14 protein-coding genes and 1 tRNA gene are annotated in these 15,368 nt (G+C 73.9%); 13 read left to right on the top strand and 2 right to left on the bottom strand.

Annotated elements, in window-relative coordinates; all coding sequences use genetic code 11:
• Nucleotides 1-35: 35 nt before the first annotated feature.
• The gene (tkt, locus tag CWIS_RS03255) at nucleotides 36-2,204 is read right to left on the bottom strand and encodes a transketolase (RefSeq protein WP_048341785.1); all 2,169 of its coding nucleotides are present in this window, start codon (nucleotides 2,202-2,204) and stop codon (nucleotides 36-38) included.
• A 655-nt stretch (nucleotides 2,205-2,859) separates the two neighbouring features.
• On the opposite strand from tkt, the gene CWIS_RS03250 reads away from it, so the two are divergent.
• The 11 genes from CWIS_RS03250 (at nucleotide 2,860) to CWIS_RS03200 (ending at nucleotide 13,468) form a co-directional block, all read left to right on the top strand.
• Nucleotides 2,860-3,765: a heme o synthase gene (locus tag CWIS_RS03250; protein WP_048341843.1), complete on the top strand. Its 906-nt coding sequence runs from the start codon at nucleotides 2,860-2,862 to the stop codon at nucleotides 3,763-3,765.
• Nucleotides 3,766-3,781: 16 nt separating this feature from the next.
• Entirely contained in the window at nucleotides 3,782-4,744 is a 963-nt protein-coding gene (locus CWIS_RS03245; protein ID WP_369796464.1) for a site-specific tyrosine recombinase XerD, read from the top strand.
• Nucleotides 4,745-4,781: 37 nt separating this feature from the next.
• A complete protein-coding gene (locus tag CWIS_RS03240) occupies nucleotides 4,782-5,645 on the top strand; it encodes a ParA family protein (RefSeq protein ID WP_048341784.1) in 864 nt (287 codons plus the stop codon).
• Nucleotides 5,629-6,603, top strand: a complete 975-nt coding sequence (locus CWIS_RS03235; protein WP_048341783.1) for a ScpA family protein — start codon at nucleotides 5,629-5,631, stop codon at nucleotides 6,601-6,603. The genes CWIS_RS03240 and CWIS_RS03235 overlap by 17 nt, the downstream gene beginning before the upstream one ends.
• On the top strand, nucleotides 6,600-7,334 hold the full coding sequence (locus CWIS_RS03230; RefSeq protein ID WP_082156171.1) for an SMC-Scp complex subunit ScpB: 735 nt from the start codon (nucleotides 6,600-6,602) through the stop codon (nucleotides 7,332-7,334). The genes CWIS_RS03235 and CWIS_RS03230 overlap by 4 nt, the downstream gene beginning before the upstream one ends.
• Nucleotides 7,331-8,299: a pseudouridine synthase gene (locus CWIS_RS03225; RefSeq protein ID WP_048341782.1), complete on the top strand. Its 969-nt coding sequence runs from the start codon at nucleotides 7,331-7,333 to the stop codon at nucleotides 8,297-8,299. Before CWIS_RS03230 ends, CWIS_RS03225 begins: the two co-directional genes overlap by 4 nt.
• Nucleotides 8,296-9,405: a prephenate dehydrogenase gene (locus CWIS_RS03220; RefSeq protein WP_048341781.1), complete on the top strand. Its 1,110-nt coding sequence runs from the start codon at nucleotides 8,296-8,298 to the stop codon at nucleotides 9,403-9,405. The genes CWIS_RS03225 and CWIS_RS03220 overlap by 4 nt, the downstream gene beginning before the upstream one ends.
• The gene (gene cmk, locus CWIS_RS03215) at nucleotides 9,387-10,109 is read left to right on the top strand and encodes a (d)CMP kinase (RefSeq protein ID WP_048341780.1); all 723 of its coding nucleotides are present in this window, start codon (nucleotides 9,387-9,389) and stop codon (nucleotides 10,107-10,109) included. The genes CWIS_RS03220 and cmk overlap by 19 nt, the downstream gene beginning before the upstream one ends.
• The gene (locus CWIS_RS03210; RefSeq protein ID WP_048341779.1) at nucleotides 10,106-10,786 is read left to right on the top strand and encodes a 1-acyl-sn-glycerol-3-phosphate acyltransferase; all 681 of its coding nucleotides are present in this window, start codon (nucleotides 10,106-10,108) and stop codon (nucleotides 10,784-10,786) included. The genes cmk and CWIS_RS03210 overlap by 4 nt, the downstream gene beginning before the upstream one ends.
• Before the next feature lie 112 nt (nucleotides 10,787-10,898).
• Nucleotides 10,899-12,374, top strand: coding sequence for a ribosome biogenesis GTPase Der (gene der, locus CWIS_RS03205; protein ID WP_048341840.1), 1,476 nt, complete (start codon nucleotides 10,899-10,901; stop codon nucleotides 12,372-12,374).
• Nucleotides 12,371-13,468, top strand: coding sequence for a hypothetical protein (locus CWIS_RS03200; RefSeq protein ID WP_082156170.1), 1,098 nt, complete (start codon nucleotides 12,371-12,373; stop codon nucleotides 13,466-13,468). Before der ends, CWIS_RS03200 begins: the two co-directional genes overlap by 4 nt.
• Before the next feature lie 27 nt (nucleotides 13,469-13,495).
• Here the strand turns inward: CWIS_RS03200 and CWIS_RS03195 are convergent.
• Nucleotides 13,496-13,569, bottom strand: a tRNA-Pro gene (locus CWIS_RS03195).
• A 166-nt stretch (nucleotides 13,570-13,735) separates the two neighbouring features.
• Here CWIS_RS03195 and CWIS_RS03190 point away from each other — a divergent pair.
• Both CWIS_RS03190 and CWIS_RS19190 read left to right on the top strand, forming a co-directional pair.
• Entirely contained in the window at nucleotides 13,736-14,836 is a 1,101-nt protein-coding gene (locus CWIS_RS03190; RefSeq protein ID WP_048341778.1) for an alpha/beta hydrolase, read from the top strand.
• Between the two features lie 220 nt (nucleotides 14,837-15,056).
• The coding region (locus CWIS_RS19190) for a DUF488 family protein (RefSeq protein WP_231583646.1) at nucleotides 15,057-15,368 on the top strand (312 nt) is incomplete at its 3' end.

Raw genomic sequence — 15,368 nt, 5'->3', positions numbered from 1 at the left:
GCCTGCTGGAGGTGGCGCCCCGCGTCCTGAGCGGATCAGCCCTGCTGGTCGCCGGTACCGGTGGCCGTCGGAGCGGCCTGCGACGACGACGGCGCGGCGTCGCCCCGTGCGGCGGCGACCGACTCGTGCGCGGCCGCCACGACCGCCTCGGCGGTGATGCCGAACTCGCGGTAGAGGACCTGGTAGTCCGCCGAGGCGCCGAAGTGCTCGAGCGAGATGGACCGGCCGGCGTCGCCGACGATCTTGTGCCACGACAGGGCGATGCCCGCCTCGACCGACACACGGGCCCGGACCGACGACGGGAGCACCGACTCGCGGTACGCCTCGTCCTGAGCCGCGAACCACTCGAGCGACGGCGCCGAGACGACGCGCGTCGGGACGCCTGCGGCCTCGAGGGTCTCGCGCGCCTCGACGGCGAGCTGCACCTCCGAGCCCGTGCCGATGAGGATCACCTCGGGCGTGCCCGTGCTCGCCTCGAGCAGCACGTAGGCACCCTTCGCCACGCCCTCGGCGCCCGCGAAGCCGTCCTCGCCGCGCGGGAACGTCGGGACGTTCTGGCGCGTGAGGATCAGGCCGACCGGCCCGTCGCGGTGCTCGAGGATCGCCTTCCACGCCTGCGCGGTCTCGTTGGCGTCTGCCGGGCGGACGACAGACAGACCGGGGATGGCCCGCAGCGCGGTGAGGTGCTCGACCGGCTGGTGCGTCGGTCCGTCCTCGCCGAGGCCGATCGAGTCGTGCGTCCAGACGTAGATGGACGGCACGCCCATGAGGGAGGCCAGACGGACCGAGCCGCGCATGTAGTCGGCGAACTGCAGGAACGTGCCACCGTACGCGCGGGTCAGGCCGTGCAGCGTGATGCCCGACAGGATCGCGCCCATGCCGTGCTCGCGGATGCCGAAGTGCAGCGTGCGGCCACCCTCGTCGCCCGCGAACTCGTGGGTCGAGCGGTGGGCCGGGAGGAACGACGGCTGGCCCTTCATCGTCGTGTTGTTCGAGCCGGCCAGGTCGGCCGAGCCGCCCCAGAGCTCGGGCAGCTCGTCGGCGATCGCCGAGAGCACCTCACCGGAGGCAGCGCGCGTGGCGACCGCCTTGCCCGCGGGGAACACCGGCAGGGAGTCCTCCCAGCCGGCGGGCAGCTCCTGGGCGACGAGCCGGTCGAGGAGCGCGGCGCGGTCCGGGTGGGCCGCCTTCCAGGCGTCGAACGACTCCTGCCAGGCGACGCGCGCGGTCGCGGCACGGTCCGCCAGCCCGCGCGTGTGGGCGAGCACCTCGGGGGCGACCTCAAACGTCTGGTCCGGGTCGAAGCCGAGCAGCTCCTTGAGGCCGCGGATCGAGTCCGTGCCGAGCTTCGAGCCGTGCGACGAGTGGTCGTCGGTCTTGCCCGGGGTGGGCCACGCGATGAGCGTCCGGATGCCGATGAAGGACGGCTTGTCCGTGACGGCCTTGGCCGCGTCGATCGCCGCCTGCAGCGCGTCGACGTCCTCGCGGTACTCGCCACCGGCCGTCCAGTCGACGAACTGGACGTGCCAGCCGTACGCCTCGTAGCGCGCGAGCACGTCCTCGGTGAAGGCGATCTGCGTGTCGCCCTCGATCGAGATGTGGTTGTCGTCCCACAGGACGATGAGGTTGCCGAGCTCCTGCGTGCCGGCGATGGACGAGGCCTCGCTCGTCACGCCCTCCTGCAGGTCGCCGTCGGAGGCGATCACGTAGGTGTAGTGGTCGAACGGGCTCGTGCCCGCGGGGGCCTCAGGGTCGAGCAGGTGCCGCTCGCGGCGCTGGGCCATCGCGAACCCGACGGCGGACGCAAGGCCCTGACCGAGCGGGCCGGTCGTGATCTCCACGCCCGCCGTGTGCTTGTACTCGGGGTGCCCGGGGGTCTTCGAGCCCCACGTGCGCAGCGCCTGCAGGTCCTCGAGCTCGAGGCCGAAGCCGCCGAGGTACAGCTGGATGTACTGGGTCAGGCAGGAGTGCCCGGCCGACAGCACGAAGCGGTCGCGACCCAGCCAGTGGGTGTCCCGCGGGTCGTGCCGGAGCACGTTCTGGTACAGGAGGTAGGCCACGGGGGCGAGGCTGATCGCCGTCCCCGGGTGACCGTTGCCGACCTTCTCGACCGAGTCCGCCGCCAGGATGCGCACCGTGTCGACAGCCTTCACGTCCAGGTCTGTCCAGCCGACCGACTGGGCCAGGGGAGCCTTCGCGTTCACCGCACCTCATTCCCACCCGGGGGAGCCGGGTGACGTGTTCCGACTTGCATGGCGTGCATCGCTGCACGGCCCCGCGAGGGTTCTCGCGAGCGCACGGCCGTCCATGGCTGGTGCGCACGCGCTCGTCTGGTCAGGGCGCCGTCCGGGGTCGGGCGGCACTCGGACGACGTCGCGCGCGAACGGACGCCGGTTGCCGCTCGAGCCTATAGCGCACGTGCAGAGGTCGAGCGACGGTGACCAGCCTCCGGCCACTCTCACGGGGCCACGCCGGACGATGTGCGGCGCGCGACCGATCTCACAGGTCCCGCCGGGCGCGCTGGCGGGCCTTTCGTCCCGCGCGCGGCGTAGCATGGCCGTCGACGTCAGCCCTCCGATCGGCACCACCGCCGGCCGGCCGACCACACGAACGGAACCGCCTCGCGTGCGCCTCACCAGCCCCTCGTCCGTCGACGGCAGGTCGGCCGACGACGACGTCGCCCGGTCCGGCGGTCGTCGCGACGCCGCGGTCGCGCGGGCTGAGGGTCCGCAGGACAGAGCGCACGACGACACCGTCCATGACGACACGGCCCGCGACGACACGGCCCGGGACGACCAGGACCAGCGTTCCCCGCTGACCGCGCACGGGCTCGCGCCCCGAGTCGCCGCGTCGCCCGCGCTGCCCGCCGGGCGCGTCGCGCAGGCCCGTGCCACGGTCGGGCGGTACGTGACGCTGACCAAGCCCCGCGTCATCGAGCTCCTGCTCGTCACGACGATCCCGACGATGATCCTCGCGCAGGAGGGCTGGCCGAGCCTCGGCCTGGTGCTCGCGACGCTCGTCGGCGGCGCGACGGCCGCGGGCTCGGCGAACGTCCTCAACTGCTACATCGACCGCGACATCGACCGGGTCATGAACCGGACGCGCAAGCGGCCGACGGCCACCGGCGAGATCGGCCCGCGCGCGGCGCTGACGTTCGGCCTCGTGCTCGGCGTCGTGAGCCTGACGTGGCTGTGGTTCCTGGTGAACCCGGTCTCGTCGCTGCTGTGCGCGGGCGCGATCCTCATCTACGTCGTCGGCTACACGATGATCCTCAAGCGCCGCACGCCGCAGAACATCGTGTGGGGCGGCGCCGCGGGGTGCATGCCGGTCCTGATCGGCTGGTCCGCGGTGACCGGCGGCGTGGGCTGGCCCGCCGTGCTGCTGTTCGGCGTCGTGTTCTTCTGGACGCCACCGCACTACTGGCCGTTGTCGATGAAGTTCCGCCGTGACTACGCCGCCGCGGGCGTGCCGATGCTGCCGGTGGTCGCCAAGGACACCAAGGTCGCGCGCGAGATGATCGGCTACACGCTCGCGATGATCGCGTGCTCGCTGCTGCTCGTCCCCGCGGCCGGCATGACCTGGGTGTACGCGGTCGTCGCCACGGGGCTCGGGGTGTGGTTCCTGGTGCTGTGCGTGCGCCTGCTGCGCCGCGCGGAGGACCCGGCGCGCGGCAAGCTGCGGGCCATGAGCGTGTTCCACGCGTCGATCACCTACCTCACGCTCCTGTCCGTCGCCGTCTCCGTCGACGTGTTCCTGCCTCTGTGACCTCGGCGGTCGCACGGTGACGCAGGTGGTCTCCGGCACTCCGCTCGCGCGTGCGCTCGAGGACTACCTCGCGCACCTCACGGTCGAGCGGGGGCTGTCCCGCAACACCATCGCCGCCTACCGCCGCGACCTCGGTCGCTACGCCGCGTACCTCGGGTCGCGCGGACGGCAGCGGCCCGACGACGTGCTCCCGCAGGACGTGGAGGACTACCTCCTCACGGTGCGGACAGGTGCCGACGGCGGGAGCGTGCTCTCGGCGTCGTCGGCCGCGCGAGCCGTGGTGGCGGTGCGTGGCTGGCACCGGTTCTGGGTCCTCGACGGCGTCACCAGCCACGACGCCGCGGACGCCGTGCGCCCCCCGGCGCCCCCGCGTCGGCTCCCGAAGGCGATCTCGGTCGACGAGGTGGGCCGGCTGATCGACGCCGCCGGGCTCGGCGACGGACCCGCGCCGCTGCGCGACCGTGCGCTGCTCGAGCTGCTCTACGCCACGGGCGCGCGCATCTCCGAGGCGGTCGGGCTCGACGTCGACGACGTGGACGTCACCCCCGGCCGCGCGGCGGTGCGGCTGCTCGGCAAGGGCGGCAAGGAACGTGTCGTCCCGGTGGGCTCGTTCGCGATCGAGGCGCTCGAGGCCTACCTCGTGCGGGGTCGTCCGGCGCTCGCCGCGAGCGGACGCGGGACCCCCGCGGTGTTCCTCAACACGCGCGGCGCGCGGCTCTCGCGACAGAGCGCGTGGGCCGCGCTGCGCACGGCCGCCGAGCGAGCCGGACTCGGCGGAGCGACGGGGAACGGGGCCCACCTGTCGCCGCACACGCTGCGTCACTCGTTCGCGACGCACCTGCTGGCCGGGGGCGCGGACGTGCGCGTGGTGCAGGAGCTGCTGGGGCACGCGTCGGTGACGACGACGCAGATCTACACGCTCGTGACGCCGGACACGCTGCGCGAGGTCTACCAGCTCAGCCATCCACGCGCGAGGTGATCGTGTCGGGCCGGTCTGCTCCGGTAGGTTGTGCGACGTGGTGAGCAGCGACACGACGCAGGAACTCGACGCCGTCGGGCGGGCGCTCCCGGGGTTCCCGGAGCCGGAGCCCTTGGCCTCGCACGGCCCAGCGCGTGTCATCGCGATGTGCAACCAGAAGGGTGGCGTCGGCAAGACGACGACCACCATCAACCTGGCGGCCGCGCTCGCCGAGTACGGGCGCAAGGTCCTCATCGTCGACTTCGACCCCCAGGGGGCGGCCTCGGTCGGCCTGGGCATCAGCCCGCACGAGCTCGACCTCACGGTCTACAACCTGCTCATGGAGCGCGACGCGCAGGTCGCGGACGTCCTGCGGCACACGAGCACCCCCGGGCTCGACCTGCTGCCCGCGAACATCGACCTGTCGGCCGCGGAGGTGCAGCTCGTCGGCGAGGTCGCGCGTGAGTCGGTGCTGTCGCGCGCGCTGCGCCCGGTGCTGGACGACTACGACGTGGTCCTCATCGACTGCCAGCCCTCGCTGGGACTGCTGACCGTGAACGCGCTCACGGCGGCGCACGGCGTGCTGATCCCGCTCGAGTGCGAGTTCTTCGCGCTGCGCGGCGTCGCGCTGCTGATCGAGACGATCGAGAAGGTGCGCGACCGGCTCAACCCGCGCCTCGAGGTCGACGGGATCCTGGCCACCATGTACGACTCGCGCACGCTGCACGCGCGTGAGGTGGTCGCGCGTGTGCACGAGGCGTTCGGCGACACGCTGCTGCACACCGTCATCGGGCGCACCGTGAAGTTCCCGGACGCGACGGTCGCCGCCGAGCCGATCACGACCTACGCGCCCACGCACACGGGCGCGCACGCCTACCGCCAGCTCGCGCGCGAGCTCGTCTCCCGTGGCGACGCCGCCTGACGTCGCGCCAGGAGGCGACGCGGCGACGAGCACCCCTGACGAGGCAGTCCAGCCCCCCGCGGGCGAGCAGGCCGCGTCGCCCGTCGGCACGGCAGGCTTCGAGGTGCACCTCGACAACTTCACGGGTCCTTTCGACCTCCTGCTCGGCCTGATCGCCAAGCACAAGCTCGACATCACCGAGGTCGCGCTCGCGCAGGTCACCGACGAGTTCATCGCGTACCTGCGCGACGCCGAGAAGCAGTGGGACCTCAACCGCGCGTCGGAGTTCCTCGTCGTCGCCGCGACGCTGCTCGACCTCAAGGCCGCGCGTCTGCTGCCGTCGGCCGACGTCGAGGACGCCGAGGACCTCGACCTGCTGGAGGCACGCGACCTGCTCTTCGCCCGGCTGCTGCAGTACCGCGCCTACAAGCAGGTCGCGGCACACCTGGCGCACCGCTGGGCCACCGAGGGCCGACGGTTCCCGCGGACGGTCGCGCTCGAGCCGCACGTGGCCGCGCTGCTCCCCGAGCTCGTGATGCAGGTCGGGCCGGACCAGCTCGCGGCGCTGGCGGCGAAGGCGCTGTCGCCCAAGGCCCCGCCGCCCGGCGTGGACATCAGCCACCTGCACGCACCGGCCGTCTCCGTGCGCGAGCAGGCCGCGGTGCTCGTCGACCGCCTGCGGCACCACGGGGCGGTCTCGTTCCGCACCCTCGTCGCGGACGCGGGCTCGACGATCGTCGTGGTCGCGCGCTTCCTCGCCGTGCTGGAGCTGTTCCGCGAGGGTGCGGTGGGCTTCGACCAGGTCACGCCCTTGGGCGAGCTCACGGTGCGCTGGACTGGCGCCGCCGAGGGCGATGTCACGGTGTCAGACGACTTCGACCAGCTCGACACGACCGCTGACCCGAGCCCGGACGCGGCGAGCGACGACGAGCCGACCGCAGGACCCGACGTGCGGGACACGTCCGAGGAGGACGCATGAGTGACGACCCGTCGATCACGGACGCCGCGCGGGCGCCGGACGCCGACCCGCTCGAGGCGGGCGCCTCGACCGACCCCGTTCCGGCCGAGGGCGAGGCCGCAGCCGCCGGTCCGGCCGTGCCCGACGAGCTCGCCTTCGACGTGGACGAGCTGCCGGGCGGCGCCCTGGGGGCGCTCGAGGCCGTGCTCATGGTCGCCGACGAGCCGGTGCCGGCCGTCCGGCTCGCAGCCGTCCTGGCGCTCCCGACCACGCGCGTCGAGGAGCTGCTCGAGGAGCTGGCCGCGGACTACCGCGGCGAGCACGGTGGCCGCCCGCGCGGGTACGAGCTGCGGCGCGCGGGCGAGGGCTGGCGCATCTACTCGGCTGCGCCGTACGCCGACGTCGTCGGCCGGTTCGTGCTGGACGGCCAGACCGCACGGCTCACGCAGGCCGCGCTCGAGACGCTCGCGGTCGTCACGTACCGGCAGCCGGTCACGCGTGGTCAGGTCTCGGCGGTGCGCGGGGTCAACGTCGACGGCGTGATGCGCACGCTCACGGCGCGCGGCCTGGTCGCCGAGGTGGGCACCGAGCCGACCAGCGGTGCGCTGCTGTACGGGACCACGGGATACTTCTTGGAGCGGATGGGCCTGTCCAGCCTGGACGAGCTGCCCCCGCTCGCGCCTTACCTGCCGGAGATCGACGCCCTCGAGGGTGTCGACGAACCCGGTGCCACGATCGGAGGACCAGCATGAGCCCCCAGCAGCGCCGCGGTGACGCGGACCGCAACGGACGTCCCGCATCTCGCGACGGTGCACCCCGCGGCGGCGCGTCCGGCCGCGGCGGTGCCGCCGGTGGCGAGGGCAAGAAGCCGCACCGCGGCCAGTCCGGCGCGGCGCGGGGTCCGGTGAAGGGCCGGTCGTCGCGCCCGACGTCCAGCCGTCCGACGACGCCGCGACGTGCGCCGTCCGAGCCGACCGTCGACGTGCACGACCCCGAGGGCATCCGGCTGCAGAAGCTGCTCGCCTCGGCCGGCCTGGGCTCGCGGCGCGCGTGCGAGACGCTGATCGCGTCGGGTCGCGTCGAGGTCGACGGGCAGGTGGTCGTCGAGCTGGGGGTGCGCGTCGACCCGAAGAAGTCGGTCGTGCTCGTCGACGGCATGCGCGTGCAGCTCGACTCGTCGCACGTGACGATCGCGCTCAACAAGCCGAAGGGCGTCGTCTCGACGATGCACGACGAGCAGGGCCGGCCGTCGGTCGCGCAGTACGTGAGCGACCGCACCGAGCGGCTCTTCCACGTCGGCCGCCTCGACGCGGACACCGAGGGCCTGCTCCTCCTGACGAGCGACGGCGAGCTGGCGAACCACCTGTCGCACCCGTCGAACGGCGTGCCGAAGACCTACCTCGCCGAGGTGCAGGGCCGCCTCACGCCCGCGACCGCCCAGCGCCTGCAGCGCGGCATCGAGCTCGAGGACGGTCCGGCCAAGGCGGACAAGGTGACGATCGTCCAGTCGCTGTCGCACCTGAGCCTCGTCGAGCTCACCCTGCACGAGGGCCGCAACCGCATCGTGCGGCGCATGCTCGAGGAGGTCGGCCACCCGGTCACCAAGCTCGTGCGCACGCGCATCGGCCCGATCCGCCTGGGCGACCTCAAGCAGGGCCGGACGCGCGTGCTGTCCCAGGTCGAGATCGGCTCCCTGATGTCGCAGGCGGGCATGTGACAGCGGCGACCGCGGGCCCCGTCCTCGTGGTCGGGGTGGGGCTGATCGGTGCGTCGGTGGGCCTGCGCCTGACCGCCGAGGGTGTCGACGTCCGCCTGCAGGACCCGTCGCGCACCGCGGTGGCGCTCGCGCGCGACGTGGGTGCCGGGCGTCCGGCGACCGCGGACGACGACGAGCCCGCGCTGGTCGTCGTCGCGGCGCCGCCCGACGTGACGGCCGGGGTGGTGCGCGCGCAGCTCGAGGCGCACCCGGGTGCCGTCGTGACGGACGTCGCGTCGGTCAAGGGTCATGTCCTGGCCGAGCTGCGCGCCTCGGGCGTGGCGCTCGGCCGGTACGTCGGCTCGCACCCGATGGCGGGCCGCGAGCGTTCCGGGCCGTCGGCCGCGGTGCCCGACCTGTTCCTCGGACGTCCGTGGGTGATCGCGGAGGCCGACGAGTCCTCGGCGGACGCCGTGCTGGCCGTCCGCGCCCTGGCGGTCGACCTGGGCGCGGTCCCCGTCACGATGGACGCGGACGCGCACGACGCGGCGGTCGCCGCGGTCTCGCACGTCCCGCAGGTCGTCTCCTCGCTCATGGCCGCGCGGCTGGTCGGCGTGGACGACACCGCGCTCGGGCTCGCGGGACAGGGGCTGCGGGACGTCACGCGCATCGCCGCGTCCGACCCGGAGCTGTGGACGTCGATCCTCGCCGCCAACTCGGCGGCGGTCCGGCCGCTGCTCGAGTCGCTGCGCGGCGACCTCGACGAGGTCATCGGCGCGCTGGCATCGGCCGACGAGGCCGAGGGGCCCGAGACGATCGCGACCGGGGTACTCGTGACCCTCGCGCGCGCGATCGCTGCGGGCAACGAGGGCGTCGCCCGCATCCCCGGCAAGCACGGCGGCGCGCAGCGCGCGTACGAGGAGGTCACGGTGCTGGTGCCGGACTCCCCGGGCGAGCTCGCGCGCCTGCTCACCGAGGTCGGCGAGGCCGGCGTCAACCTGGAGGACCTGCGGCTCGAGCACGCAGCCGGCCGGCAGGTCGGCATGGCGGCGATCTCGGTGCTGCCCGGCAGTGCGGCCCGGCTGGAGGCCGAGCTGGTCGAACGTGGATGGAGGCTGGTCGTGTGAGCGCGCTCGTCGTGGCGGTGGACGGACCGTCGGGATCGGGCAAGTCGAGCGTGTCGCGCGAGGCCGCCCGGCGCCTCGGCCTGGCGTACCTGGACACGGGCGCGATGTACCGCGCGGCCACGTGGTGGTGCCTGCACACGGGCGTGCCGCTGGACGACCAGGCGGCGGTCGCGCGATGCGTGCGCGAGCTCCCGCTGGACCAGGGGGTCGACCCCGACGCGCCGCACGTCGTCGTCGCGGGGACGGACATCGCCGACGCGATCCGCGAGACGGCGATCTCGGCCGCGGTGAGCGCCGTCGCGACGAACCTCGCGGTCAGGGACGAGCTGCGGCGGCGGCAGCGCGCGGCGATCGTCGAGCAGGCGGACGCGACGTCGTTCTCGCACGGTCGCGGGATCGTGGCCGAGGGCAGGGACATCACCACGGTCGTCGCACCGGACGCGGACGTGCGGATCCTGCTGACCGCCTCGCAAGAGGCGCGGCTCGCGCGCCGCGCGCGTGACGTGCACGGCTCGGACGACGAGGCCGCGGTCGCGGCCACGCACGACCAGGTGCTGCGACGCGACGCGGACGACTCGACGGTCGCGCAGTTCCACGTCGCGGCCGACGGCGTGGTGACGCTCGACTCCTCGGACCTGGACTTCGAGGAGACCGTCGAGGCGGTCCTCGCGATCGTCGCCCAGGTGACTGGACGCGACGCGTGAACCCGCAGTGGGAGCGCCCCACGCGGGGGGCCCGCGCGGGTCACGTGCTCGGGCGGCTGCTGGCCCACGTGGTCTGGGCCACGGAGGTCCACGGCGCGCACCACGTCCCCACCGAGGGCCCGGTGCTGCTCGCGGCGAACCACACGGGCGTCATCGACGGGCCGGTGCTGGTCGGTGCGGCGCCCCGTCCCGCGCACATGCTCATCAAGCAGGAGATGTTCGACGGCCGTCTCGGCGGCCTGCTGCGCAGGCTCGACCAGATACCGGTGGACCGGGACAACCCGCGCACCGCGCTGGGCGCCGCGCTCGAGGTCCTCAAGCGCGGGGGAGTCGTCGGCATCTTCCCCGAGGGCAGCCGTGGGCGCGGCGACGCGTCCGACTCGCGCGCGGGGATCACCTGGCTCGCGCTGAACGGGCACGCGCCCGTGGTGCCGGTCGCGGTGCTCGGGACTCGGCGCACGGGGCAAGGGGTGAACCACGTGCCGCGGCTGCGGCAGCGCCTCGTCGTCTCGTTCGGCGAACCGGTGCTCGTCGAGCGTGCGCCGGGCGTGCCCGGCCGCCAGGCGATGGCTGAGGCCAACGACCGGCTGCGCGACGCACTCGCGCTGCACGTCGCCGCGACGGTCACGGCGGTGGGCGTCCCGCTGCCGACGGACGACCCGCTCAACGTCGCCTGAACGCCGCCCACGCAGTGCGCTGAGCCCGCGGTCCCGCTCCTGGGTACCGCGCCCAGCCACGTCCGCGCGTGCGTGTGAGGCGTCGGGCCCATCGTCGGGGACAATGGGTGACATGAGTGAGCCTGAGGTCGACTTCGTCCTGCCCGACGAGGCCGGGGACGCCGAGCGCGAGCGCGCCCTGCGGGCCGGTCTGGCCGAGTACGAGCTGGAGGACGAGGACCTCGCGCTGCTGCACGGCGAGGGCGGCGACGACGAGGACGCCGAGCCCGAGGCGCCGCTTCCCGTGCTCGCGGTCGTCGGCCGGCCGAACGTCGGCAAGTCGACGCTCGTCAACCGGATCCTGGGCCGCCGCGAGGCGGTCGTCGAGGACAAGCCCGGCGTGACCCGTGACCGCGTGAGCTACCCGTCGGAGTGGTCGGGCCGCCGGTTCACGCTCGTCGACACGGGCGGCTGGGAGGTCGACGTCGCCGGGATCGAGGCGCGCGTGGCCGAGCAGGCGGAGGTCGCGATCGCGCTGGCCGACGCCGTCGTGTTCGTCGTCGACGCGACCGTGGGGTCCACGGACACCGACGAGCAGGTCGTGCGACTGCTGCGCAAGTCGGGCAAGCCCGTGGTGCTGTGTGCCAACAAGGTGGACGGCCCCGCCGGCGAGGCGGACGCCGCCGCGTTGTGGGCGCTCGGCCTGGGCGAGCCGTACCCCGTCTCGGCGCTGCACGGCCGTGGCACCGGTGACCTGCTCGACGCCGTGCTCGACGCGCTCCCGGAGGTCTCCGAGCACGGCGTGCTGCGCCCGCAGGGGCCGCGCCGCGTGGCGCTCGTCGGCCGGCCGAACGTGGGGAAGTCCTCGCTGCTGAACAAGGTCGCGGGTTCCGAGCGCGTCGTCGTCGACGAGATCGCCGGCACCACGCGCGACCCCGTTGACGAGCTGATCCACCTCAAGGGCATCCCGTGGGTGTTCGTCGACACCGCGGGCATCCGCCGTCGCGTCCACCAGACGTCGGGCGCCGACTTCTACGCGAGCCTGCGCACGCAGGCGGCGATCGAGAAGTCCGAGGTCGCGGTCGTGCTGCTCGACGCGTCGACGCCGATGACGGAGCAGGACACGCGCGTCATCCAGCAGGTCATCGACGCCGGCCGCGCGCTGGTCATCGCCTACAACAAGTGGGACCTCATGGACGAGGACCGCCGCCCGTACCTCGAGCGCGAGATCGAGAAGGAGCTCGTCCAGGTCACGTGGGCGCCGCGGGTCAACATGTCCGCAAAGACGGGCTGGCACGCCGAGCGTCTGGTCCCGGCGCTTGAGAAGTCTCTCGAGTCCTGGGACACGCGCATCCCCACGGGCCGCCTCAACGCGTTCCTCGGCGAGCTCGTCGCCGCGCACCCGCACCCCGTGCGCGGCGGCAAGCAGCCGCGCATCCTGTTCGCGACGCAGGCGTCCACCCGCCCGCCGCGGTTCGTCCTGTTCACGACCGGCTTCCTCGACCCCGGCTACCGCCGGTACGTCGAGCGGCGCCTGCGCGAGACCTTCGGCTTCGAGGGCACGCCCATCACGATCTCCGTGCGCGTGCGGGAGAAGCGGAAGCGGTGACCGCCGCCGGCCGCGCGACCGGGGACTCGCCCTCGAGCGTTCCCTGGTCGGCCCGCGGCGTGCGCGGCCTGCTCCTGCGCTGGGGGCTGCCACGTGACCCGCACGCGTCCCGGCACGTGACGGGCTTCCTCGTCGTCACCGTGCTGACCGTGCTGGTGACCCGTGGCGCCCTGGCCGCCACGGGCTTCCCGCAGGTCGGGGGGCCGGGCCTGCACGTGTCCCACGTGCTGTGGGGCGGGTTGCTGCTCGCCGTGGCGGTCCTGCTCGCGCTCTCGTTCATCGGTCCCGTCGTGCGGCCGGTCGTCGTGCTGGTCGGGGGAGTGGGTTTCGGCCTGTTCGTCGACGAGATCGGCAAGTTCGTCACCGAGGACTACGACTACTTCTACGGCCCGACCGCGATGCTCGTGTACGTCGCGGTCGTCGCGCTCGCCCTGATCGGTGAGGCGCTGTCGGGCCTCCGCAGCGCGGTCCCGCCCGAGAAGCTCGCTGCCGCGGTCGACCAAGCCGTCGCCGGTGTCGCGGGCGGGTTCTCGCCCCGCGTGCGTGCGCACGCGCACGACCTGCTGGCGGCGGCAGACGGCGTGCCCGGGCGCGACGAGGCTGCCGCACTGGTGGCGACGGTCCGCCCCGACGGCAGCGAGCTGCCCGACCCGATCGCCTGGGTCTCGCACACCGTGGTGGCCGTGTCGCGTCGTCTCGTGCGCGCGGCCTGGGTGCCCCGCGTCGCGGTCGTGACCATCGCGGGCACGGCGCTGCTCGGCGTGGCACGCGGCCTGTGGCTCGCGCGCGACGGCGGGACGTCCGGGTGGATCGTCGGGGCATTGCTCGTCGGCGGCGCGGCCACCACCGCCGCGTGCGTCGTCGGCCTGCTGACCGACGACCGCGAACACGCCTTCACGTGGTTCCGCCGGGGCGTGCTCGTGAGCCTGCTGGTCACGCAGGTCGCTCTCCTGCGCATCGAGGAGTGGGCGGGCTACGCGGGCCTCGCGCTCGACGTGGTCCTGCTCGGGCTCGTCGCCGCCGAGCTCGACGTCCTGCGCGAGCGGGGCGCGCCTCCAGCCGAGGCAGCCGACGGGACGACTCAGGCCTGGTGAGACGGTGTCTCACCAGGCCTGATGTTGTCGGGCTGACAGGATTTGAACCTGCGACCCCTTGACCCCCAGTCAAGTGCGCTACCAAGCTGCGCCACAGCCCGATGGCTCCCGGAGAAGCCTGCGACAGCCTACCGTACGGGCGCGGGTGCCTCGTCGCCCGTCCCAGCCGTGTCACCTCCGTGGAGCGCTCCTTGTCGCGGCTGTACGTCTGACCCGCCGGGTCCTTGGGCCCTGGTGCGCGCGGAGGCGGCGCGCTGCGCTGGGACCATGGAGGGGCGTCGGCGGTCGGCCGTGCGGGGCGCGCTCGCCGTCACGTTCGGCGCGGTGGCGGCCGGCGTGGGAGCCGGGGTCGGCCCGCCCAGGGTGCAGAGCGGAGACGTCGGCGTGGCCGCGGTCCTCGGGCTCGGCGCGCTCGTCGGCGGCGTGGCGCTCGTCGTCGTCGGCGTCGTCCAGCTGACCCGGGCCGTGCCCCGCTGGTGGCGGCTCGTGACCGCGCCCCTGACGGTGATCGCAGTAGCGCTCGGCGTCTACGTGATCGCGGTGCCCGTCATCGTGACGACCGCCCCGGCTCCGCCGCCCGGCACAGCGACCCCGTCGGACGTCGGGTTGGCGTACGAGGACGTCACGATCGCGACGACGGGCGACGAGGCGCTCGCCGGTTGGTACGTCCCTTCGGCCGGCCGCGCGGCCGTGATCGTCCTGCACGGGTCGGGGTCCAGCCGGTCCGCAGTCCTCGAGCACGCCGCGGTCATGGCACGGCACGGGCTCGGCGTCCTGATGCTCGACGCCCGTGGGCACGGTGCGAGCTCCGGACGCGCGATGCGGTGGGGCTGGTACGGGGACCTCGACGTGCCACGCGCCGCGGCCTGGCTCGCCTCGCGCCCGGACGTCGACGCGGCGCGCATCGCCGTGCTCGGCCTGTCGATGGGTGGCGAGGAGGCGATCGGCGCAGCAGCACTCACGCAGGACATCCGCGCGGTCGTCGCGGAGGGCGCCACGGGACGCAGCGCGGACGACCTGCGCTGGCTGTCGTCCGCGTACGGGTGGCGCGGCACCCTGACGCGGACGGTGCACGCCGCTCAGACCTCGCTCGCGGATCTCATGTCCGAGCCTCGTCGGCCGGCGCCGCTCGGCGACGCGGTGCGCGAGGTCGCACCCAGACCGGTCCTGCTGATCGCGGCCGGTCGCGTGCCCGACGAGCAGCACGCGGCAGCGGCTCTCCAGGCGTCGGCGCCCGACTCCGTCCAGGTATGGGTGGTGCGCGGAGCGGATCACACGGGCGGGCTGGCGGCCGCTCCGCAGGAGTGGGAGTCGCGAGTGATCGACTTCCTCGACGCGGCGCTGGCCGACCCGCACGCATCTCGGTGACCCGATCGGCACGTGGCCAACCGTGGGCGTGCTGCCCGGGCGACGCGGGCGCGCCCGCGCTGCGGCTGCTCGAGCGCCGAGCGGAGCGTCACCTTCGTGCGGAGGTCGGCCGGGCCGGTCTCGGACTCCACGGCATCCTGCTGTGCGAAGCCGGCGTCGCTGTCTTCTCGCGGTCCTCCGCACGAGCACGCCTCCGGCGATGCGGTGGCAGACTCGTCGGGTGTCAGAGGACCGCGCGCTGCTGATGACCTTCGGGCACGGGACCCTGTCGCAGGCCGCGATCGTCGACGTGCTCCACGGGGCGGGAGTCGAGCAGGTGGTCGACGTCCGGCGCTTTCCCGGTAGCCGACGGCATCCCCACGTGGCGCGCGACGAGTTCGAGCGGTGGCTTCCCGCCGCGGGCGTCGCCTACCGCTGGGAGCCCCGGCTCGGCGGGCGGCGACGGTCCGACCCGGCCGAGGCTGCTGTCGATCCCTGGTGGCAGGTCGAGGCGTTCCGCGCGTACGCGGCCCACGCGCGGACCGTGGACTTC

Origin of the sequence: Cellulomonas sp. A375-1 (assembly GCF_001040865.1) — a bacterium.
Classification (GTDB): Bacteria; Actinomycetota; Actinomycetes; order Actinomycetales; family Cellulomonadaceae; genus Cellulomonas; species Cellulomonas gelida.
This window is presented reverse-complemented; position numbering and strand designations above follow the sequence as displayed.

What these genes read in the sequence shown, in the direction of transcription:
- CWIS_RS03190 (WP_048341778.1), top strand. Translation starts at nt 13,736, where the DNA reads ATGGAGGGGCGTCGGCGGTCGGCCGTGCGGGGCGCGCTCGCCGTCACG.
- der (WP_048341840.1), top strand. Translation starts at nt 10,899, where the DNA reads ATGAGTGAGCCTGAGGTCGACTTCGTCCTGCCCGACGAGGCCGGGGAC.
- cmk (WP_048341780.1), top strand. Translation starts at nt 9,387, where the DNA reads ATGGAGGCTGGTCGTGTGAGCGCGCTCGTCGTGGCGGTGGACGGACCG.
- CWIS_RS03225 (WP_048341782.1), top strand. Translation starts at nt 7,331, where the DNA reads ATGAGCCCCCAGCAGCGCCGCGGTGACGCGGACCGCAACGGACGTCCC.
- CWIS_RS03230 (WP_082156171.1), top strand. Translation starts at nt 6,600, where the DNA reads ATGAGTGACGACCCGTCGATCACGGACGCCGCGCGGGCGCCGGACGCC.